This window comes from Oceanobacillus sp. FSL W7-1281 (assembly GCF_037969835.1).
GTDB lineage: Bacteria > Bacillota > Bacilli > Bacillales > Amphibacillaceae > Oceanobacillus > Oceanobacillus oncorhynchi.
Window position 1 is genome coordinate 523,977 of record NZ_CP150214.1, and the last position, 21,421, is coordinate 545,397.

The 21,421-nt window shown below is 41.0% G+C and carries 15 protein-coding genes and 1 pseudogene; 14 read left to right on the plus strand and 2 right to left on the minus strand.

Annotated features, from left to right (window positions below):
- The first annotated feature begins 237 nt into the window (after positions 1-237).
- Both MKX55_RS02750 and MKX55_RS02755 read left to right on the plus strand, forming a co-directional pair.
- Complete coding sequence (locus tag MKX55_RS02750; RefSeq protein ID WP_339182217.1) at positions 238-1,281, plus strand: metalloregulator ArsR/SmtB family transcription factor; 1,044 nt, start codon at positions 238-240, stop codon at positions 1,279-1,281.
- On the plus strand, positions 1,278-2,525 hold the full coding sequence (locus MKX55_RS02755; protein ID WP_339182218.1) for an MFS transporter: 1,248 nt from the start codon (positions 1,278-1,280) through the stop codon (positions 2,523-2,525). The genes MKX55_RS02750 and MKX55_RS02755 overlap by 4 nt, the downstream gene beginning before the upstream one ends.
- A gap of 82 nt (positions 2,526-2,607) precedes the next feature.
- Here the strand turns inward: MKX55_RS02755 and MKX55_RS02760 are convergent, their stop codons facing one another.
- On the minus strand, positions 2,608-3,759 hold the full coding sequence (locus MKX55_RS02760) for an acyl-CoA dehydrogenase family protein (protein ID WP_339235909.1): 1,152 nt from the start codon (positions 3,757-3,759) through the stop codon (positions 2,608-2,610).
- Positions 3,760-3,975: 216 nt separating this feature from the next.
- Between MKX55_RS02760 and MKX55_RS02765 the strand changes: the two genes are divergently transcribed.
- The 3 genes from MKX55_RS02765 to MKX55_RS02775 all read left to right on the plus strand — a co-directional run bounded on the left by MKX55_RS02765 (position 3,976) and on the right by MKX55_RS02775 (position 8,263).
- Entirely contained in the window at positions 3,976-4,572 is a 597-nt protein-coding gene (locus MKX55_RS02765) for a DNA-3-methyladenine glycosylase (RefSeq protein ID WP_339182221.1), read from the plus strand.
- A gap of 658 nt (positions 4,573-5,230) precedes the next feature.
- Positions 5,231-6,496, plus strand: coding sequence for a beta-ketoacyl-[acyl-carrier-protein] synthase family protein (locus tag MKX55_RS02770; protein WP_339235911.1), 1,266 nt, complete (start codon positions 5,231-5,233; stop codon positions 6,494-6,496).
- A gap of 42 nt (positions 6,497-6,538) precedes the next feature.
- A complete protein-coding gene (locus tag MKX55_RS02775) occupies positions 6,539-8,263 on the plus strand; it encodes a class I adenylate-forming enzyme family protein (protein ID WP_339235913.1) in 1,725 nt (574 codons plus the stop codon).
- A gap of 85 nt (positions 8,264-8,348) precedes the next feature.
- Here the strand turns inward: MKX55_RS02775 and MKX55_RS02780 are convergent, their stop codons facing one another.
- Positions 8,349-9,053 carry a GntR family transcriptional regulator gene (locus MKX55_RS02780; RefSeq protein WP_339235915.1) on the minus strand — a complete coding sequence of 235 codons (705 nt, stop codon included), beginning with the start codon at positions 9,051-9,053 and terminating at the stop codon, positions 8,349-8,351.
- A 696-nt stretch (positions 9,054-9,749) separates the two neighbouring features.
- Between MKX55_RS02780 and MKX55_RS02785 the strand changes: the two genes are divergently transcribed.
- From MKX55_RS02785 to MKX55_RS02825, 9 genes and pseudogenes are all read left to right on the plus strand, one after another.
- On the plus strand, positions 9,750-11,660 hold the full coding sequence (locus MKX55_RS02785) for a beta-glucoside-specific PTS transporter subunit IIABC (protein ID WP_339235917.1): 1,911 nt from the start codon (positions 9,750-9,752) through the stop codon (positions 11,658-11,660).
- Positions 11,661-11,678: 18 nt separating this feature from the next.
- The gene (bglA, locus tag MKX55_RS02790) at positions 11,679-13,130 is read left to right on the plus strand and encodes a 6-phospho-beta-glucosidase BglA (RefSeq protein WP_339235920.1); all 1,452 of its coding nucleotides are present in this window, start codon (positions 11,679-11,681) and stop codon (positions 13,128-13,130) included.
- Positions 13,131-13,467: 337 nt separating this feature from the next.
- Positions 13,468-15,018: a gluconokinase gene (gntK, locus tag MKX55_RS02795; protein ID WP_339238398.1), complete on the plus strand. Its 1,551-nt coding sequence runs from the start codon at positions 13,468-13,470 to the stop codon at positions 15,016-15,018.
- A 12-nt stretch (positions 15,019-15,030) separates the two neighbouring features.
- Positions 15,031-16,389 carry a gluconate:H+ symporter gene (locus tag MKX55_RS02800; RefSeq protein WP_339235923.1) on the plus strand — a complete coding sequence of 453 codons (1,359 nt, stop codon included), beginning with the start codon at positions 15,031-15,033 and terminating at the stop codon, positions 16,387-16,389.
- A gap of 129 nt (positions 16,390-16,518) precedes the next feature.
- Positions 16,519-17,916, plus strand: a complete 1,398-nt coding sequence (gene gnd / locus MKX55_RS02805) for a decarboxylating NADP(+)-dependent phosphogluconate dehydrogenase (protein ID WP_339235925.1) — start codon at positions 16,519-16,521, stop codon at positions 17,914-17,916.
- A gap of 320 nt (positions 17,917-18,236) precedes the next feature.
- On the plus strand, positions 18,237-18,383 hold the full coding sequence (locus MKX55_RS02810; protein WP_339235927.1) for a hypothetical protein: 147 nt from the start codon (positions 18,237-18,239) through the stop codon (positions 18,381-18,383).
- A gap of 74 nt (positions 18,384-18,457) precedes the next feature.
- A pseudogene (locus MKX55_RS02815) lies at positions 18,458-18,640 on the plus strand (mRNA-degrading endonuclease); the annotation flags it as partial.
- Between the two features lie 696 nt (positions 18,641-19,336).
- Complete coding sequence (locus MKX55_RS02820) at positions 19,337-20,011, plus strand: hypothetical protein (protein ID WP_339235929.1); 675 nt, start codon at positions 19,337-19,339, stop codon at positions 20,009-20,011.
- Positions 20,012-20,187: 176 nt separating this feature from the next.
- Positions 20,188-21,363 carry a pyridoxal phosphate-dependent aminotransferase gene (locus tag MKX55_RS02825; RefSeq protein ID WP_339235932.1) on the plus strand — a complete coding sequence of 392 codons (1,176 nt, stop codon included), beginning with the start codon at positions 20,188-20,190 and terminating at the stop codon, positions 21,361-21,363.
- Positions 21,364-21,421 lie beyond the last annotated feature (58 nt).

Below are 21,421 nucleotides of genomic sequence, written 5' to 3' on the forward strand. Positions count from 1 at the left end.
GCTGCAAGTTTTTTTAAATTTTAATTGTATCAAATTAGAAGAGAGCTGACTTTAGAGAGCGCGGAGCAGGAGTATTCTTTTCCTTTTAACTCATATCATCTTTTATACAATTAAAGCTCTTCGTGATAGCACTATATGATGATGTAATATATAATATTCTATAAATATGAAATATTATATTCTATATTTATAGAATATATGTTGAGATAGAATAAATAACATACGAGGAGTGGTCAAGTGGATGTTCTGCAAACAACAAGCAGAGAAAGAGAAACGTATCAAGTCAAGCTCCATTATTCTATTTTGTGGGAATGTGCGTTAGGAATTGCGGCAATAACAAACACGAGGCTGCTGGATACTTTAGATAAGCCTAAAGAATATTGGGGGCAGATAAGAGAATCAATTTCCACAGCGTTATCGGAGGAATTGGAATTTGTTGAAAAAAATAATACGTGGAAAGCATTGCTCCAGATACTTCATCAGCAGGAATTTTCAAGTCTAGAAACGTTCGAGCAATATGTACAAGGTTTAACAGATACAGAGCTGAAGTTTATCTGCCTGCCTTTTGTTGGAAATCATTATCAAGCCTATCGGGAGAAGGCTGCACAAGGGGAAATGAAGGCAGTCAAAGAGCTGATGCGCGTTACGGGGCATAACCCGTTCTTTCCAACATATATCGAATTTATCAGTATCTGTGAAGCGGGATCTTTAAAAAAGCATCTGATAAAGGTAATGAACAGCTGGTATCAAGAAGTAGGGAAGGAGAAACAGCAGGATACAGAAGCTATTTTAGAAAAGGATTATCAATCAAAAAAAGAGAGACAGCAGAAAGTGTCTCCGGAGGAACTAGTGCAATGGGCGACCGGCGGGGTGACTTATATACCCGAACCAAATGTACATACTGTCTTATTGATTCCTCAATATATTTATCGTCCGTGGAATATTGAGGCAGATATCGAAGGAACCAAAGTTTTTTATTATCCGGTTGCGAATGAAAGTGTGTCTCCAAGTGATCGATATATGCCGGATTATTTTCTCGTTCAAAAATATAAAGCATTAGGTGATGAGGTACGCTTGAAAATGGTTAAATTATTATTTGAACATCCAAGGACGCTGCAGGATATGACAGAAAGGCTGGACATCGGAAAATCGACAATTCATCATCATTTAAAGATATTAAGAGCAGCAAAAATCGTAGAAATACGCGATTCTAAATATTGCTTGAAAAAGAATGTATTTTCCCTTTTAGCAAAAGAATTTGACTGGTATCTGGAAAAATGAAGGGGATAAAGTGGAAGGAAACATCCATTTTTAAGAATAAATCTTTTCTGTCCATATGGATTGGCAACGGTATTTCAGAGCTGGGCGGTGCTTTTGGAACCTTTTGTAACTCCATTTTGATTTATCAATTAACAGGATCCACCTTGGCACTGGGGAGTATGTGGCTGTTATATTTTATCCCTTCTCTGGTGCTCCAATTATTTATTGGCCCGTTTATCGACCGCTGGAGCCGTAAGCGGATATTGATATTCTCCCAGATGGCAAGAGGCTTCGTCTTTCTTGTGCCGCTGTTTGCTTTATGGACAGAATCGCTTTTGCCATGGCATATCTATTTCGTGCAGATCATCATTGGCTTAATTACACCGCTGTATGTGCCGGCAAATCAGGCAATAACGCCTTCCATCGTGGCAAAGGGAAATTTGGAAACAGCGAACGCCTATTTGGAAGGGACAGCACGGCTCATGACCTTTACCGCTCCTTTTTTAGGGGGGATCGTGATTGAATATCTGGGTGTCTTGCCTACGATGGTTCTAGTAAGTACATTACTTTTGTTAAGCGGTTTCACATTACTTTTTATCCAGGAGACGAGAATCCAGCAAAAAACAAGAGTGCCGTGGATAAAGGATTTTGCAGAGGGTATCACTTACTTTTTTAGAAAACGGGTGATTGTCTGGTTAGGAATATTTCTTGGCTTTGTCCAATTTGGTGTTGGGGTGACAATGGTTACGACGCTTCCTTATATAACAGAGGAGTTATCTGGAAGCTACGCAGCATATGGTTATTTTATGGCTGGTTTTCCTGTTGGGTTTATCTTAGGATCTATCCTGGTCGGTAAGATAAAGTATAAAAGCCGGAGAAGACTCATGCTCGGCGCTTTATTTATCGGCGGACTGACCTTTGTATTTCTATTTTTTAATACAAGCATTCTATTGGGAATTCTGACGGAGGTAATAGGCGGAGTAGCTATGGCTGTTTTCGGGATACATAATACGACAATCTGCCAAAAAATCATTCCGCATCATTTAATGGGGAAAATATTCTCGGTGAGGCTGTTGATTATTCGGTGTATGATGCCATTAGGTGTTCTGGCTGGCGGTTACTTAAGTGACATGTGGGGCGTCCGGCCATTATATTTATTGATAGGAATGGTGATAAGCACCACCTCTTTATTGGGAATCTTGCTTCCGTATTTTAAATTTATAGATGAAGATGCAGACAAAGAAGAGGAAGCGACTCCGGCTTAAAAAAGAAGCTGTATGAAACGAGATTTTCATACAGCTTTCTTCCATGACTGTATTCTATTCCTTCATCATTGGCTGGAACGCTTTACAGCTCGCGCATCGACTTATCCGCTAATTGTATGACCGTCATATCATCCATCGGCGGATTATGCAATCCGGCACGGACATCACGGTAATAGCGTTCAAAATTATTTTTCAGCTTGAGGCTTTGCGCGCCGACAACACGCATGGCAAGGTCTACACCTTGGAAGGCTTTATTGGTGACAGACAGCTTGACCGCTCCTAATTCCGGCCCCATTGTATTTCTGGTTTCTTCATTGCCTTTATCCCACTTATCCGCAATGGCATGGAGAAAGTATTCAGATTCTAGTAAAAGAAGCTCTAAATCGCCCAGTTTTTGTTTCACATTCGGCAGTTCGGATATCGTCCCTTTGATACTGTTTGGTGAATATCTTGTAGCAAAGGCGACAGCATCTTTTTGAGCAGCCTGTGCGATGCCGAGATAGCATGCCGGTATATGCAAGAGCCAGCCTGCTGGTTTTCTTTTCTGATTGGATATGATTTCAACGAGATCTTCTTTCTCTAAATGAACCTCTTCTAAAACGAGATCATGGCTGCCAGAACCGCGCATCGCAATCGAATCCCATGTTTCTTCTACGTTAACACCTTCCAAATCATACTTTATCAGGAAGTTACCGACATCATCTGTTCCATCAATGGACGCACTGACGACAAAGTAAGTTAGGATTGGAGACAGTGTTGTAAAGGTTTTTCGTCCGGTAATCACCCAGCCGCCGTCATTTTTGACAGCAGTTGTTTCCGGTTTTCCGCCGCGCGTCGGGCTTCCGGTTGCCGGTTCTGTTGCGGCATTGTTTAATAATGCACCATTTTCGATAACATCCTTGATAACCTTCGAATACACCTGTTCGTCCCAGGGCTTACTTTCCCCTAAATGCTTCATAATCCCCATATGCCAGCCGATAGATAATGCAGTTGACCCATCTGCCCGGGCGATAATTTGCTGATAGGTAAGCAGTTCATCCAGCGGAATCCCCGCTCCGCCATCTTCCTTAGGTACAGTGAGTGCCGGGTAACCGATTTCTTGCAAGTCTTTAAAGTTTTCATATGGAAAAGCGCCGTCAGGAAGCTCTCGGACACGTTCTCCAAAAGGCTCCACTGTTTTAGATAAAAGCTGGATCCGCTCCTCTTTTGTTTGTAATGCTGTTAAATGACTCATACCAGTATTCCTCCTTGAAAAAGACAAAGTATATTCATCAGATTTGTTTTGTTTATATTATTTCATTGTTTGCAGAATAGTTCAATTATCTTGAATGGCCCGAAATATATTTTGCGCCATAAGGTACACGATGGAGTTATTTATAGGAGGATGCTTAACAATTAGCTAAAATGGGGTAAACTTATAGAGGAGATATAAGAACGAGGAGTGTATACAATGAAACAGGATCCTAACCTAACCCCGTTACCAGACGCATTTTATCAGTATCCGACCTTACAGTTAGCAGAAGAATTGCTTGGTTGCATTTTAGTAAAGCAAACGGAGGAAGGAACAAGCGCTGGATATATTGTAGAAACGGAAGCATATCTGGGAAATGCTGACAGAGCAGCGCATGGATTCGGAAATCGGCGAACGAAACGAACAGAGATTCTCTATGCAGAGGCTGGAATGACCTATACGCATCTCATTCATAATCATTGCTTAATCAATGTAGTCAGTGCGGAGAAGGAAGTTCCGGAAAGCGTATTGATTCGGGCAGTGGAGCCTTATACAGGGATCGATCTGATGCTGGCACGCCGTCCAGTGAAAAAATTTCAAAACTTAACAAGCGGTCCAGGCAAACTATCGCAGGCTTTAGATATTAATATGGGAGATTATGGACGGTCTCTCAAGGAGCCGCCACTATTTATTGCGGAAGGGAAAAAGCCGGAGAAAATAAACCGCGGTCCGCGGATCGGTATCGATAATTCTGGAGAGGCCAGAGATTATCCCTATCGCTTTTGGGCAGCCGGCAATAAATTTGTTTCTAAATAACCCTTAAAATTCCCGTTATCATTTGTACGATAACGGGAATTTTTATGTATATATATTGAAATAAGAAATTATACTTCTGTTTATCTTATAAAAGTGACGAAATGATGATAGAAATAGTAACTAGCGGAAGAAAAACACGGAGACTCCTGTGGGAAAACGCAATGGTTTTCGGTGGGGCGAGTAATCGCAAAAGCTCTTCGATGGGACGAGTAATCGCAGTCCCAGTCCCAGGGTGAAGACCCCGCAGAAAAAAAGCGAACTTCTTTTTTTCTACCCGCGGGGCATAAGTGCGACTTTGCTTCTGTCTGCGCCTGATGGCTTGCCAATCAGCAAGTCTTCTTTAAAGGAGATGAGCTCGGGGCCCACGGAAAGCGTAGTGTTTTTCTGGGGCCTAAGATTACTCACCCCATGAAACCCGTTATAGCGGTAGCTATAATATTAATTTCAATTTATATAGTAAGAAGACAATTACAGATAACCCGATAGTCTAAACAAATCTGGAAATGGATGGTTTGAGGAAAATATATACTTACATTATAATAATACTAGGTTTTGAATAAGACATGGTAGCTTAAAATGGTAGGCTGATTATGTTCATAATAGAGAATGTACACAGGGGGAAGATTTTGTCTAAAAAATATGCAGAGGAGCATGCAGCATGAAACAGGTAGACATTGCAGTAACGGGGATGGGCGCTGTCTCGCCATTTGGCATGGGAGTACCCGCGTTTTGGGATAATTTAATTGCGAATCATTCTGCGGTAAGGGAAATAACCGATGAAAATATAAGAAAGTGGACAAAGGCAGGAGCTCGTGTACCTGATTTTGAAGTATCTGATTTTCTTTCTAAAAAGATTATCCGAAATACGGATTATTTCACCCAACTGGCTTTGATAACAGCAGATGAAGCATTAAAGGATGCCGGACTGTTAAAAAATGATGGAGAATCCTTCATAGATGGGGTAGACCGAAATCGATTCGGAACAGCGATTGGAACAGCCTTTGGCGGCATTCAGTCGTTGGAGCAGGCGTCTGAAAAATTAGCGACGGGTAAAGCAAAAAGAGTCGGGCCGCGTATGATTTCTAAATCGATTCCGAATGCAGCAGCAAGTACGATTTCGATTCAATACGGATTCCGCGGTCCGTCGAATACCTATGTCACTGCATGTGCTGCTTCGGCCAATGCTATCGGAGAATCTGCTTACTGGTTTTTCCGTGACGATGTGGATTATATTCTTGCTGGAGGCGTGGATAGCTTATGGTCCAATGTCTTTTTATCCGGTTTAGGTGATGCGGGCGCATTGGCAGCAAAAGGTCCGGGAGATATTTCCACATGGTCCCGGCCTTTTGATGCAGCGAGGACAGGAATGGTTATGGGAGAAGGAGCAGGTTTATTTGTTTTGGAACCGTTGGAGCGTGCCAAAGCAAGAGGAGCGCATATATACGCAACGTTAAAAGGCTATGGAGCTTCGAATGACGCGTATCATGACACCTCTCCTGACCCGGAAGGAACAAGTGCTGCATTGGCAATCGAGCGGGCGCTCCGATCCGCACAGTTAAAACCGGAGGAGGTTGACTATATTAATGCGCACGCAACGTCGACTCCGGCTGGAGATATTGCAGAGACGAAAGCATTAAAGATGATATTTGGAGAGAATTTGGATAACATGCCGGTCAGCTCCATTAAAGGCAGCGTCGGGCATTTATTAGGAGCGGCTGGAGCCATTGAAAGCATTGCATCGATTAAGGCAATAGAGACGGGAATATTGCCGGCAACCCTTCATTCAGAAAATAGGGACGAAGCGGCTCCGCTGGATATTGTTCCAAATGTAAGCCGCAAGCAGCAAATCCAGACAGCAATGAGCAATTCCTTTGGCTTTGGCGGACAAAATGGAATTGTGATTTGGCAGGCACCTCAAGGTTAATCGGGCAAAAGTGGAAACGAATAATGAAATGGAGAGATAAGAATGCCAGAAGAACGGCAAGGCCATGCAAGTATAGTGGAGCGGCAGGCTGCACTGGAAAAGATGTATCCAAGCTGGGAGAAGCGGACGATTGCGACGCATTTTCATAAGCAGTGCCAGCAATATAGCGATGATCCTTTGATTATGATGCCGGATCAGGCTGTAACTTATGGAGAAATGTGGGGGCAGGCACGTGATTATGCAAAGTCGATGCTGCATTTAGGCGTTGAACCGGGAGACCATGTCGCTATTTTAATGGAAAATGAACCGGAATACGTCGCATTATTTATAGCTTCCTCGATGGTGGGAGCAGTGGTAGTACCGTTGAATACGCAGCTGCAAAAGGAAGAATTGACCTATATGCTGCGTCAATCCGATACCAATTGGCTGATTACGCATCAATACGCTGGAAAACAGCGTCATGCCGAAGTGTTAAAGAATATTGTTTCCGAACTCCAAGCGGATGCAGAGAGTCCTTTTACTAAAGCAGTTTGTATTCCCAACAAAGAAGCAGAAGTACCGGAAATATATATGACATGGGAATTATTTTTACAAGGTGGACGAGCAGTGGAAGAGGCGGCGTTAAACAAACGCTGGAAGGAAACAGATAATCCAGACGCAACTGCAGCTATTATTTATACCTCCGGCTCGACAGGCTTGCCAAAGGGCGTGATGCTGACGGATGATATGCTGCTCCGTTCTGGTTTTGCAACGTGCTTAACCAGAGGATATGAGGTAGGAAGACGTATTTATGCTCCGCTGCCGATGTACCATGTTTACTTTCTGCAGGAAGGCTTGTTTGCCGCTTCCTTTGTAGGAGGAGGGATGGTGACCTGTCATGCGTTTCAGCCGCTTCAGTCACTGGAGCTGATGGAGAAATATCAGGTTCATGATTTTCTGGCTGTTCCATCGATGCTTGTTGCCTTATTAAATCGTCCGGAAGTAAAGCATACCAATCTAAAGTCTCTTTATGCGCTATTATGCTGTGCCGCTCCTTCGCCGGTCCCGTTATGGAAAAGAGCAGTAGATGAATTAGAAGTGACCGAAATTGGTACAGGCTGTGGCGCGACAGAAGCGGGCTCTACCACAATGCTTACTGAAATCGGAGATCCATTAGAAATTATCTCTACAACAGTCGGGAAAGTAAAAACAGCAGGAGCCGCTGCTCATCCGGAGTTTGGAGATAAAAGTGTCACGTACAAAGTGATTGATTCCGATACAAGAGAAACACTGCCAAGCGGTTCTGCCGGCGAGTTAGCGGTGCGGGGAAATGTGGTAACAGAAGGGTATTATAAAAAGCCGGAAGAGACAGCTTTTGCCAAGGATGAGGACGGATATATCCGCAGCGGAGACCTGGGGACGATTGATGAACAAGGTTATATTCGGCTGTTAGGAAGAAGTAAGGATCTGTATAAAGTATCTGGAGAAACCGTAGCTCCCAAAGAGGTAGAGGATGTGATTTCCATGCACCCGGCAGTAAATCAAGTCTATATCGTCGGCGTGCCGGATCAATTAACAACAGAAACCGGTGCCGCATTTGTGGAATTAAAACAAGGCGAAACCTGCACGAAGCAGGAAATCCGAAAGCTGTGCCGGGAGCATGTAGCACGTTTTAAAATACCGCGTTATATCTGGTTTGTGGAAGCGGCAGATTGGCCGTTGACAGGGACAGGAAAGATACAGAAATTTAAATTGCAGGATATAGCGCAGGAAAAGTTGAAGAAATAATGCTAACAAAATCGTGATAAAAATAACCTGCTGCAAAGCTCGTAAAAAAAGCTTTGCAGCAGGTTTATTTGATATCCAGAAAGGTTTAAATTCCTGTACCTAGAATATAGAATTGTGATTGGTTATAGTTGTAAGTGAGCTTAGAATAATCGAAGGCTGTTCCATTTGTCAGATAGAAGATGCTTTCCAGTATCAGCTTAGGCTCTCCGTTTTTCAGCTTCAAATAGCTTGCTTCCTGTTCAGTTAATTTGCCGATGTGCATGTACATATCAGAAAATCCCACCTTTAATCCGAGCCCGTCTTCAATATATTGGAATATCGAATCTGTAACGATTTCTCTATTTAAGTAAGGGACAAATGCTTTATTATAGTAGGATTCTTCTAAGCAGAGTGTTTCCTCTTCAATATATCGGACACGTTTTACATAATAAACATCCTGGTCCATATCAATATGTAAGTTCTGAGCTACTGCTTCAGTCGGCTTACGGATTTCCAGCTCCAATACCTCCGAACTGAGATGAAATTTTTCTAAATCTTTTTGAAAGCCCTGATTGGACAGCAGATTAATATAATTCTTTCTTTTTTTCCTTCTTACGAAAATGCCGCTCCCCCGCACTTGAAAAATTAATCCTTTTTTCTCCAGCAGGTCTAATGCTTTAATAATCGTACTTTTACTCGTATTAAATTCTTTGATCAAGGTTTCTAATACAGGAAGCTTTTCTCCCTGCTGCATTTGATGCTTTTCAATATATAATTCGATTTCACCTGCGATCTGCTGATATTTCAACATATGCACACCCCATTTAGACGGTATATTTTCATTTATATTAAAGATGCTAAAGATACAAATATGTTTTTATTTAGGAATAAGAAAGTATATAAAAAATGCTGAATATAGCCGCTCCAGAAATACACTCCGCTTTCCGTGGGCTTGAGCTCAGCCTCCTCGAAAAAAGAAGAACACTTTTTTCCTGCGGGGTCTTCCCACTGCGCATTCCCACAGGAGTCTCCGTGTATTTCTTCCGCTAGAATTTGCGTTATTTCCTTGTAAAAAAGCAAATAAAACATAATTCCACTTAGATGGGAGCGGAGGGAAGTCGACTCCTGCGGGAAAAGCAACAGGTGAAGACCCCGCAGGAAGCGGTTTTCTTCCGAGGAGGCTGAACGTTACCCGCGGAAAGCGACTTCCCGGAGCGGACATCTCTTTGGCAAGAACACCGAGGTTTTAAAGACCAAACAGTGTTCTTAGTTTTTCTTTATAGAGAGGACGTTCAGAATATCCTGAAACGATAAAACGACAAGATAATGACCTTTTGCTAAGTATATTTATGTAGAATTGCTTATTTAATTCACCGTGTAACTTAGTATATCATACAACGAAGGCGATATTAATAAAATATACACATAAAATAATTATAACCCACTTGAAAAATTATAACGGTACAATTATAATATACGTATCAAATTAAAAATAAGGAGAAATAGTATGGCTGAAAAAGTGAGGGATTATGATAAATTAGCTGGGGATATTCTAGAAGAAATTGGCGGAAAAGAAAACGTTGTCAGTGCGACACGTTGTGCCACCAGACTTCGTATTGTATTGAGACATTCAAAGCCCAAAGCAAAAGAAACCGTCGGCGCAATGCCGGGTGTTATTACAGTGGTGGAGAATAATGGTCAATTTCAAGTAGTTATCGGACAGCATGTTGGGGAAGTATATGAAGCTTTTGCGGATTTGGTTGGAGAAAGCATTACAGAGGATGGCGATGATAACCAAAACAAAGGAACAATATTAAACCGTGTAATTGCCACGATGTCGGCAGTATTTGCTCCGTTTGTATATATATTAGCTGCAGCAGGTATCCTGCAAGGTACATTGATTTTAATTAATCTGCTATTTCCTGCATTCGAAAACACAGGAACATATGAAGTGCTGAGTATGATGTCGTGGGCGCCGTTTACATTCTTGCCTATTTTTATCGCGATAACAGCAGCAAAACACTTTAAAGTAAATACGTATATCGCAATTGCTGCCACGGCAGCATTAGTAACACCGGAATGGGCAGATATAGCCGGCCGGGTTGCCAGCGGGGAAACAGTGACATTTTTAGGTATTGCTTTATCACAGACGACCTATACGTCCTCTGTGTTACCGCCGCTATTTTTAGTTTGGATTCTATCCTATGTGGAAAAATTCTTGAACAAGAAAATTCCAGAAGTCATTCGTCCTTTGTTTGTTCCGTTCTTTAGTATTCTAATTATGGTTCCACTTATTCTTTTAGTGATCGGGCCGATAACAACTGGCGGAGCAAATGCGATTGCAAACGGGTATAATTATCTCGTTGATGTGTTCCCTGCGCTGGCAGCTGCCATCATTGGCGGGTTTTGGCAGATTATTGTTATTTTCGGAGTGCATTGGGGCGTTACGCCAATGGTACTTTCAAACTTTGAACAATATGGAATGGATTCTTTCCAGGCCTATCAAACAATTGCTGTTGTAGCGCAGGTCGGAGCTGTTATTGGTGTGCTGCTTAAAACGAAAAACAGCGAAACCAAAAAGGTAAGTACCTCAGCAGGAATCACCGGTATATTCGGGATTACGGAACCTGCCATTTATGGGGTGACATTGCGCTTTAAGAGACCATTTATTTACGGGTGTATTTCCGGAGCGATTGGTGCGATTGTAGCGAGCTTCTTCAGACCAAGCTACTTCGCTTATGCAGGTCTGCCGAGTCCAATTACAATGGTAAACGCAATTAACAGCGAGTATCCGATGTCTATCTGGGGAATTTTGATTGGAGCTGCAATCGCTATTGTTCTGCCAATTGTATTGACGCAGATTCTGGGATATGGTGAAGATACAGCAAAACAAGCAGATGAAACACTAGCCTCTGATCAAGGAGAGTCTGAAAAGAAAGATGGAGCAGAAAATACTATTCCAAATGAAGAAGAAATTGCGGCACCGTTAAGTGGAAAGTTAATGGCGTTATCCGATGTTCCAGATGAAGTATTCAGCTCTGGTGCTATGGGACAAGGGGTCGCTGTAGAACCATCCAGCAATGAAGTGGCCTCTCCGGCTGACGGCAAGATTGTTTTCGTTGCCCCTTCCAAGCATGCGGTTGGAGTGCGTACGAACAGCGGTGTGGAATTATTGATTCACGTCGGTTTGGAGACAGTGGAATTAAACGGGGAGCCTTTTACAGTTCATGTGGAGGATGGGCAAAATGTCCAGCAAGGCGATAAGTTAATAACATTTAATCAAGACATGATCCGTGAAAAAGGACTGCCGACGATAACTCCTGTTATTATTACGAATATAGGAGAATATGAGGAAGCGATTGTAGAAGATACAGCAGAAATAAATACAGGCGAAAGACTAATTAGTGTTGTTAAATAAAACAAAGGAGGAAGAACAATGAGTGAATTATCAAAGGATTTCTTATGGGGCGGTGCGTTTGCTGCCCATCAATTTGAAGGCGGCTGGAACGAAGGCGGAAAAGGGCCAAGTGTAGTTGATGTACTGACTGCTGGTGCCAATGGCGTGCCAAGAAGAATTACGGACAAGGTAGAGCCGGAAGAATTTTATCCAAATCATGAAGCGGTGGATTTTTACCATCACTACAAAGAGGATATTGCGTTATTTGCAGAAATGGGTCTGAAATGCTTGCGTACATCGATTGGATGGTCCCGCATTTTTCCAAAAGGGGACGAGGCAGAGCCAAACGAAGAAGGACTGCAATTTTATGACGATGTGTTTGACGAGCTTCTAAAATATGGTATCGAGCCGGTAATCACCTTATCTCACTTTGAGATGCCATTGCACTTAGCGCGCGAATACGGCGGTTTCCGAAGCAGAAAAGTGGTTGATTGCTTTGTGAAGTTTGCGGAGGTTGTCTTTGAACGCTATAAAGACAAGGTAAAATATTGGATGACCTTCAATGAGATCAATAATAAAATGGACGTCCGTAATCCGCTTTTCCTTTGGACAAATTCAGGTGTCTTGTTAAAAGAAGGAGAAAATGCGAAAGAAGTAATGTACCAGACTGCGCATCATGAATTGGTAGCAAGTGCATTGGCTGTAGCAAAAGGAAGAGAAATCAATCCGGCATTTGAAATTGGGGCAATGGTTTCTCATGTGCCAATCTATCCATCTACTTCCAATCCAGAGGATATCATGCTTGCTGAAGAATATATGCGCGACCGCTATTTCTTCCCGGATGTGCAGGTGCGCGGATATTATCCAAGCTATGCATTAAAAGAATTCGAACGTAAAGGCTACAATATTGTCATGGAAGAAGGAGACGACGAGATTCTCTTAAATGGAAAAGTCGACTACCTTGGCTTCAGCTATTACATGTCTACAACCGTAAGCAGTGAGGTAGAACCGGACGAGTCTGCAGAAAAAACGGATGGCGGCCTGCCGCATGGGGTTGATAATCCATATATACAATCCAGCGACTGGGGCTGGGCAATTGATCCGACAGGCTTGCGTTACACACTGAATCGCTTTTATGACCGCTATCAGCTGCCGATGTTTATTGTGGAGAATGGATTTGGGGCAGTTGATACAGTCGAAGAAGATGGAACCATTCATGACGAAGCAAGAATCAATTATCTTGGCGCTCACATCGAAGCTTTAAAAGCGGCTGTAAATGAGGACGGCGTGGACTTAATCGGCTATACTCCTTGGGGGATTATGGACATTGTGTCCTTCACAACCGGGGAAATGAAGAAACGCTACGGCATGATTTATGTAGACCGGGATAACGAAGGTAATGGAACCATGAAACGCTCGAAGAAGGACTCGTTTGATTGGTATAAGAAAGTAATTCAATCAAATGGGGAAGACTTACATTACGAAAGATAAAATGATATAATGACGAAAAAAGGGGCTTTCTTAACTTGATGGGTTAGGAAAGTCCTTTTTTTCTGTTGTAATGGCTATCTTTCAAAGCCCGAAACGATTGACCTCTTAAATTTAAATGAAAAAAATATAATAAAAGCGTTTACAAGAGGAAAATTACATGTTAGGATACTTGTATACAAGTATTCGAACTAACAAACCATATGTTTTGTAAGCCCTTTATTTCAGTCATGTGAAAAGGGCGAATGGATTAAATAAATGGCAGAAGGATATGTCATAACAATACACGGTTTCTAATAATAAAAGATAGTGAGGGATGAATGTGAATCAACATAAATTTATGCTCGGAGTCGACATTGGTACAACAAGTACAAAAGCCGTGCTTTACCGGGAAACAGGTGAAATTATTGCGCAGAGTAATCAGGGATATGATTTGCATACGCCGGATGTACGTACAGCTGAGCAAAATCCGGACAATATTTATCAGGCGGTGCTCCATGTTATCCGAGCAACAGTAAAGGAATCAGAGATAGATAAACAAGATCTTTCCTTTATTTCTTTCAGCAGCGCGATGCACAGTCTAATTGCAATGGATGAAGATAATAAAGCCATTACACCATGCATCACTTGGGCAGATAACCGCAGCTCGCATTGGGCAACGAAAATTAAAAATGAATGGAACGGCCATGAAGTATATCTGCGAACAGGAACCCCAATTCATCCCATGTCTCCGCTTAGCAAAATTACATGGCTGGAGCAGGAGCAGCCAGAAATAGCTGAAAAGACCAAGAAATACATCGGCATCAAAGAATATGTTTTCTATCAATTATTCGGTGTTTATGTCATGGATTATTCGCTTGGATCCGCAACGGGAATGATGAATCTGGAGGAGCTTGCTTGGGACGAAGGAGCTCTTAAAATTGCGGGCATCTCAGAAGATAAGCTTCCCAAACTCGTTTCGACAACTGAGAGTTTTACAACCTGTCAATCTGAGATTGCTAAGGACCTGGGAATTGCATCAGACACGAAATTTATTATTGGAGCAAGTGATGGGGTGCTGTCCAATATTGGCGTAAATGCGATAAAAGAAGGAGATGTGGCGATTACCATCGGCACGAGCGGGGCTATCCGCACCGTTATTCCCAAACCGCGCACCGATCAAAAAGGCCGGATTTTTTGCTATGCATTAACGGAGGATCATTGGGTTATCGGCGGACCGGTGAATAACGGCGGCATGGTGCTGCGCTGGATTCGTGATGAGCTTGCTGCAAGTGAAGTCGAAACAGCAAAACGGTTAAACATTGATGCGTATGAAGTATTAACAGCTATCGCAAAGCAGGTGGAGCCCGGATCAAACGGATTGCTATTCCATCCGTTTTTAGCTGGAGAACGTGCACCACTTTGGAATGCGAATGTCCGCGGTTCCTTTATCGGTTTAACGTTGAACCATAAAAAAGAGCATATGGTACGTGCTGCGTTAGAAGGCGTTATTTTTAACTTATACTCTGTTTTTCTGGCATTAGTAGAAGTAATGGATGTGCCGGTGAAATCGATCAAAGCAACGGGCGGTTTTTCAAAATCAGAATTGTGGCGGCAAATGATGGCTGATATCTTTGACCAGAATGTCATCGTTCCGAAAAGCTATGAGTCCTCCTGCTTGGGAGCTTGCTTACTGGGATTGTATGCAGAAGGAAAAATTGATTCCTTCGATGTAGTAGAAGAATTGATTGGTTTTACACATGAGCATGAACCGAACCCGGATCATGTTTCAACGTATCAGGAATTAATGCCGATTTTTATCAATATTTCCCGTTCACTTGAACAGGAATACGAACAAATTGCAGCTTATCAGGAAAAGAAATCGCTGGAAAATAAACAGAATGAAGAATAGGGGCTGAGAATAATGGAAAATATTTATCCGCTTATTATTGTTGCGCTGGCAGTAGTTGCGCTATTGCTGCTTATCATGAAGTGGAATTTAAATACGTTTATTGCATTGATTGTTGTTTCTTTATTAACGGCATTGGCGCTGGGGATGTCGCCCGGTGAAATTGTTGAGACGGTCCAAGGAGGGCTTGGAGGTACGCTTGGCGATATTGCGCTTATCTTTGTTTTCGGGGCAATGCTAGGGAAGTTACTGGCTGATGCCGGCGGTGCACATCGCATCGCTTTAACATTAATTAATGTATTTGGTAAAAAACGAATTCAATGGGCTGTTGTTGTTGCTTCTTTTATCATTGGTATCGCATTGTTCTTTGAAGTAGGACTCGTTTTATTAATTCCGATTGTGTATCAGATTGCTAAAGAAGTTAAATTGCCTTTATTATATCTGGGGCTGCCGATGACGGCTGCATTATCCGTCACACATGGATTCCTGCCTCCTCATCCGGGCCCGACAGTAATTGCACAGCAGTATGAAGCAAATATCGGCATGGTGCTGCTTATCGGAATTGTTATTGCCATTCCGACGGTAATTATCGCCGGACCGTTATTTACGAAAGTAGCGCAGAAATTGGTGCCGGATGCTTTTGCACGAATCGGTAATATTGGATCGCTTGGAACGACAAAAACATTTGAAGAAGAAGAAACACCTGGATTTGGTATTAGTGCCCTGACTGCACTTTCTCCAGTCATATTGATGGCGGTTACAACCATTGTACAGCTGGTTCAGGAAATTGCCGGGCTTGCAGATAATTTATTTTTTGAAATCGCACGCGTCATTGGGGACCCGACAATGGCTCTCCTTCTCTCCCTGTTATTTGCAGTTTACACGATGGGGATTGCACGTAAGATTCCGATGAAAACGTTGATGAGTTCAGCAGAAGAATCCGTTCGCGGAATTAGTATAGTTCTTTTGGTTACTGCAGGCGGCGGAGCTTTGAAACAAGTATTGATTGACGGCGGTGTCGGTGATGCCGTGGCCAATATCTTTTCTGGCACCAATATGTCTCCAATTCTGCTAGCTTGGCTGATTGCTGCTATTTTAAGAGTTTCCTTAGGTTCGGCAACCGTTGCAGCATTAACTACTGCTGGAATGGTTATTCCGTTGATTGAAGGAACCGATGTGAATCTGGCGCTGATGGTGTTAGCTACAGGCGCAGGAAGTTTGATTGCTTCCCATGTAAACGATACCGGATTTTGGATTTTCAAGGAATACTTCAACTTATCGATGAAAGAAACATTTGCAACATGGACGTTGCTGGAAACGATTATCTCTGTATCCGGACTTGTATTTACGCTTTTAATAAGCTTAGTTATTTAAAACTTGGGCAAGCTGACAGTACAGGAATTCTGTCTTGAGCTTCGACTGAAATATTTGTGTGAAAGGTGTTCGGACTCTCTTGATTTTATAGAGGGTTTGAACACCTATCGAAAGGAATGGAATGAAAAAATGAATTCAATTGGCGTTTTTGGACTGGGAGTCATGGGAGCGAACCTTGCTTTGAATATGGCGAATAAGGGTGAAAAGGTCGCAGTCTATAATTATACACCTGATTTGACGGAAGCATTTCAAGAAAAGCATCCGCATGAAAATACAACAGCATATTATGAGTTAGCGCATTTTATCCAATCGTTGGAAAAGCCAAGGAAAATCTTTTTGATGGTAACTGCTGGAGCTGTTGTAGACTCCGTTATCAATAGTCTTCTGCCTTTGCTGAAGCAGGGCGATATTATTATGGACGGAGGAAATTCAAATTTTCAGGACTCTAACCGCAGATACGGTTACTTAAAGGAAAAAGGTTTTCATTTTATCGGTGTGGGCGTATCCGGCGGTGAAGAAGGCGCATTGAACGGTCCTTCATTAATGCCAAGCGGAGATAAAGAAGCCTATCAGCACGTTGCTCCTATTCTGGAAAAAATTGCGGCACAGGTGGATGGCAAGCCGTGCTGTTCGTATCTTGGCAAAGAAGGATCCGGTCATTACGTCAAAATGGTGCATAACGGTATCGAGTATGCTGATATGCAGCTAATTACGGAAGCCTATCAATTCCTGCGGGAAAGGTTAGGGCTCAATGTCGATGAAATTGCCGCTATTTTTGCAGAGTGGAACAAAGGCGAATTGGAAAGCTATCTGATGGAAATCACAGCTGATATTTTAACGCGTGTGGATGAAGAGACCAAAAAGCCGCTGGTTGATGTTATTTTAGATCAATCAGGACAAAAAGGAACCGGCAAATGGACCAGTCAAAATGCACTGGACACGGGAGTACCTTTATCTATTATTACGGAATCTGTATTTATGCGTTTCCTGTCCAATGTAAAGGAAGAGCGCATGATGGCAGAGCAGGAATTGGCGGGGCCGGACCAATTAGCAGATGCTGCTGACAAGAATCAATGGGTCGAGCTGGTCCGGCAAGCACTGTTTATGGGGAAAATCATTACCTATGCGCAAGGGTTCTATCAATATAAGCAGGCATCAGAGCAGTATAACTGGGATTTGCAGCTGGATGAAATTGCGCTGATTTTCCGCGGCGGCTGTATTATCCGTGCCGGTATTTTAAATGAAATCAGTAAAGCATTTAAGGAAAACAAAGAATTGTCCAATCTTCTCCTGTCTCCATATTTCAAAGCGATTTTGAATAACTATCAGGCATCGATGCGGAAAGTGGTTATCAAAGGAATGGAAACAGGATTAGCATTGCCATGCTTTAATGCTTCGCTGGTATATTATGATGGCTACCGTTCTGCCAAAAGCGGCGCCAATCTGATTCAGGCACAACGCGATTATTTTGGAGCGCATACGTATCAGCGTGTGGATAAAGCAGGTTATTTTCATACGGAGTGGTGATTGATTCGTTAGTCGGGAGCGTTTAGTTTTAATCTAAGCGTTTCTTTTTTATTTTGTAGAGAACAAAATAACTTGATATTTTTCGTTGTAATTGTTCAAATTATTTATGACCAAAGCTCGTAATGATTTTTGGTATCGATACTGTGAAAAACGAAACTTCACTCAAGAGGGGTTTATGGGCGATTCTCAGTAACAAAAAGGAAATTAAAATAATGTATACACATAAACGAGAGGTGTATTACAATGAAATCAAACGAAAAACGAAGGAGTGAAAATCATATTTCAATAACTGCCCAAAAATAGGAAAATAGCATCGATGTTTGTATACCTCAAAAGATGGCAAAAGAATTCTATTAAAACCAGTTTTTAAAGAACCGACTTTAGAAGAATTAATGGCGGGAATCACAGAAGAAAATCAGCACGAGGAAATTGATTGGGCCAAGCCAGTAGGGAACGGAATTTGGTAATGAAGACATTTTCTCAAGGAGATTTAATTTATATCAACTTCAGCCTGTAATCTGGGCATGAAAAGGGGCATCCATTCGAGATTGAGTTAACGGAAGACCTTCCAGTTTATGGTGTAACCCTTACTGATCAAGTAAGAACTTTGGACTGGCGTTCTAGGGAAACAAGTTTTAAAGGTAAAGCACCAAAAGAAACAGTAAAAAAGTTTTTAAGCCGGGTTCATGCTTATTTGGCGGTTGATGAACAGGAATTTTTATAACTCCGGTTCCAAATTAGAGTCGGGCGTATACGTGTATATTAGAAAATGCAGCCTCTATAATTCTTTTCCTGTACTAATGGAAGGGGATTATGGGGACTATAAAGTAATAAATGGAGTGTTTAGATTTTTAGCATTCCTTTTTGTGTTGGATAGAAAAAACCTAAATGAAAGGCTCGTTTCGTGATAACCTTCGAGCCGTGTAATTTAGGTTTTTACTTTATGGTGATTTAGTATTGTAGTATTCAGGAACTATAGAAGAAACGATATGAGCCATCAAAAAGTGAGGGGAATGTCGTTAATTATTTTCTTCATAGTAACTAAAAGGAGCAGTCAAAATTTCTTATGGATAAAAAATAACCTCATCTGATAATGCAGTATTATATTAAAAATAGTGCAATGAATTGAAAGGAAAATTAAAATTGCAGATAAGGTTATATCTGATTTTGTTGGTAATTAACTACATTATACGGAAATATATTAATTTTATTATATTTCTACTTTGCTCTCGTTTTAATTTTATAACCTATATTTCCAGTATGAAATAATTTTCGTGAATTAAGAAATTCCTTACCAATGCTTATATTACCAGCTTTTCTATCGTAACTTTTTACATTTTATTTAAAATAGGGTTGACATTAGTATACCTGTCGACTAGAATATCATTAAATAATCTAAATCTTAGGAGGATTTTAATAAATGGATATTTTGAAATCGGTTACAAGGTTGGAGTCTAAATGGATTGATAAGTTTTCAAATATTAAAGAAAGTGCTTCTATTAACGAATGCTTGCCTCAAAATGGTGCTCTTAGTCACAATATAAGGCCTGTTTTATCCGAATCCAGATTGTGCGGGTCAGCATTTACTGTACAAGCTGCTCCAGGGGATAATCTTATTTTGCATAAAGCATTGCAGCTTATTAAACCAGGAGATGTATTAGTAGTATCGTATGGAGGCTATTTAGAAGCAGGCGGTATGTTTGGAGGAGTTCTGAGTACAATTGCCAAAGAAAAAGGATGTAAGGGGCTTGTAACAGATGGTTCAGTAAGAGATACCAAAGCTATGAGAGATATTAAATTTCCAGTGTATTCTGGAGGGGTTAATATCAAAAGTACATCTAAAAGAGTTGGAGGAAGAATAAATAATCCAATTAATATTTGTGATGTGACTGTTCATCCGGGTGATCTCGTGTTTGGTGATGATGATGCTATCGTAATTGTTCCAAAGCATCAAGTGGCTGAAGTTTATGAAAAGGCATACAAACGAGAAGAGCAAGAAGAAGTTACTCTTAGAAAATTTAGAGAGGAAGGAACCGTTCCATTCGAAAGTAATTTTCAAGAGGTATTTGCGGAACTTAATCTAAGTGAAGAATAAAAACACTAAAATTCAATAGTTAACAGTTTTAGATACAGTTTCATTATTGTCAGTCAGATATTCACTGTACAGAAAATAATGAGTTTATTAAAAATTGAATGAATACTGGTTATATCCTATTTGGATTAGTATGTTGCTCTATTATTATTTAAGCACAAATACAGGAGGTAGGTAATATGGTGAATAAATTAGATGATTCTATAGTTAATTCTAAGGTGCAAAGCATAGGCCCTTCGGCTTCCAGCTCTTTAAATGATAAAGCAATGAAGTTACGTGCAGAAGGAAAAAAGATAGTTAACTTGACAATTGGTGAGCCAAATTTTGATACGCCTAAACGTGTAAAAGAAGCTGCATATAAAAGTATTGAATTAGGTTTTACTCACTACGTCCCGTCTTCAGGTGTAAATACTTTAAAAGAAAGTATAGCGGATAAATTTCTGAAAGAGAATAATATAGCATTCAATCCTGCCGAAGAGATAATTGTTACGCCAGGAGGAAAATTCGCTATTTATCTTGCAATCATAACCTTTTTAGAAGAGGGTGATGAAGTCTTAGTATTAGACCCATCTTGGGTATCTTATAAGCCATTGGTTCAGCTTTCTGGGGCAAAACCAGTTCCGATTCCATTATATTATGATGATAATTTTAAAATCACACGCGAAAAACTGGAAGAAAATGTAACAAACAACACCAAGATGATTATACTTAATTCTCCTAATAATCCAACAGGAAGAGTATTTACGGAAAAAGAAGTCGGAATCATCAATCAATTTGTTTTGGACTATAATATTTTAGCCATATCCGATGAGATTTATGAAGATATTGTTTACGATGATGTAAAAAATATTAGCTTAGCTAGTGATCCAGCTGTGAAAGAAAATATAATTACAATCAATGGGTTTTCTAAATCATACGCGATGACTGGATGGCGATTAGGCTATATTGGAGCAAATAAGAATTTAGTTAAAGAAATGGTTAAAGTACAACAGCATTTAGTAAGCTGTGCGACTTCTTTTGCCCAGTATGCCGCAGTTGAAGCATTTGCCTGCAAAGATGAAGTGTACGCTATGGTCGAGGATTATAAAAAAAGAAGAGATTTTTTAGTTACTGCACTTAATTCGATTCCTGGTATCGAATGCAGGTCTCCCGAAGGTACTTTTTATGCATTTGCAAAGGTTGAATACAATGGAATGAACTCTGAAGAATTCAGCCAATATATTTTTGAAAATGCTGGTGTACTTGTAACTCCGGGTGCAGCCTACAATAATAATGAATGTATTCGATTATCTTTTGCAGCTTCGATGGAGGAGTTAAAAGAAGGCGTTGAAAATTTGAGAAAACTTTTAATATAAGTTGGAACACTCTTATTTTATTCTTGAAATTCAAAATATAAAGTTATAAGGAGATGTT

Coding starts and splice junctions, on each gene's coding strand:
- MKX55_RS02755 (WP_339182218.1), top strand. CDS start 1,278: ATGAAGGGGATAAAGTGGAAGGAAACATCCATTTTTAAGAATAAATCT.
- MKX55_RS02760 (WP_339235909.1), bottom strand. CDS start 3,759: ATGAGTCATTTAACAGCATTACAAACAAAAGAGGAGCGGATCCAGCTT.
- MKX55_RS02765 (WP_339182221.1), top strand. CDS start 3,976: ATGAAACAGGATCCTAACCTAACCCCGTTACCAGACGCATTTTATCAG.
- MKX55_RS02770 (WP_339235911.1), top strand. CDS start 5,231: ATGAAACAGGTAGACATTGCAGTAACGGGGATGGGCGCTGTCTCGCCA.
- MKX55_RS02775 (WP_339235913.1), top strand. CDS start 6,539: ATGCCAGAAGAACGGCAAGGCCATGCAAGTATAGTGGAGCGGCAGGCT.
- MKX55_RS02780 (WP_339235915.1), bottom strand. CDS start 9,053: ATGTTGAAATATCAGCAGATCGCAGGTGAAATCGAATTATATATTGAA.
- MKX55_RS02785 (WP_339235917.1), top strand. CDS start 9,750: ATGGCTGAAAAAGTGAGGGATTATGATAAATTAGCTGGGGATATTCTA.
- bglA (WP_339235920.1), top strand. CDS start 11,679: ATGAGTGAATTATCAAAGGATTTCTTATGGGGCGGTGCGTTTGCTGCC.
- gntK (WP_339238398.1), top strand. CDS start 13,468: ATGCTCGGAGTCGACATTGGTACAACAAGTACAAAAGCCGTGCTTTAC.
- MKX55_RS02800 (WP_339235923.1), top strand. CDS start 15,031: ATGGAAAATATTTATCCGCTTATTATTGTTGCGCTGGCAGTAGTTGCG.
- gnd (WP_339235925.1), top strand. CDS start 16,519: ATGAATTCAATTGGCGTTTTTGGACTGGGAGTCATGGGAGCGAACCTT.
- MKX55_RS02820 (WP_339235929.1), top strand. CDS start 19,337: ATGGATATTTTGAAATCGGTTACAAGGTTGGAGTCTAAATGGATTGAT.
- MKX55_RS02825 (WP_339235932.1), top strand. CDS start 20,188: ATGGTGAATAAATTAGATGATTCTATAGTTAATTCTAAGGTGCAAAGC.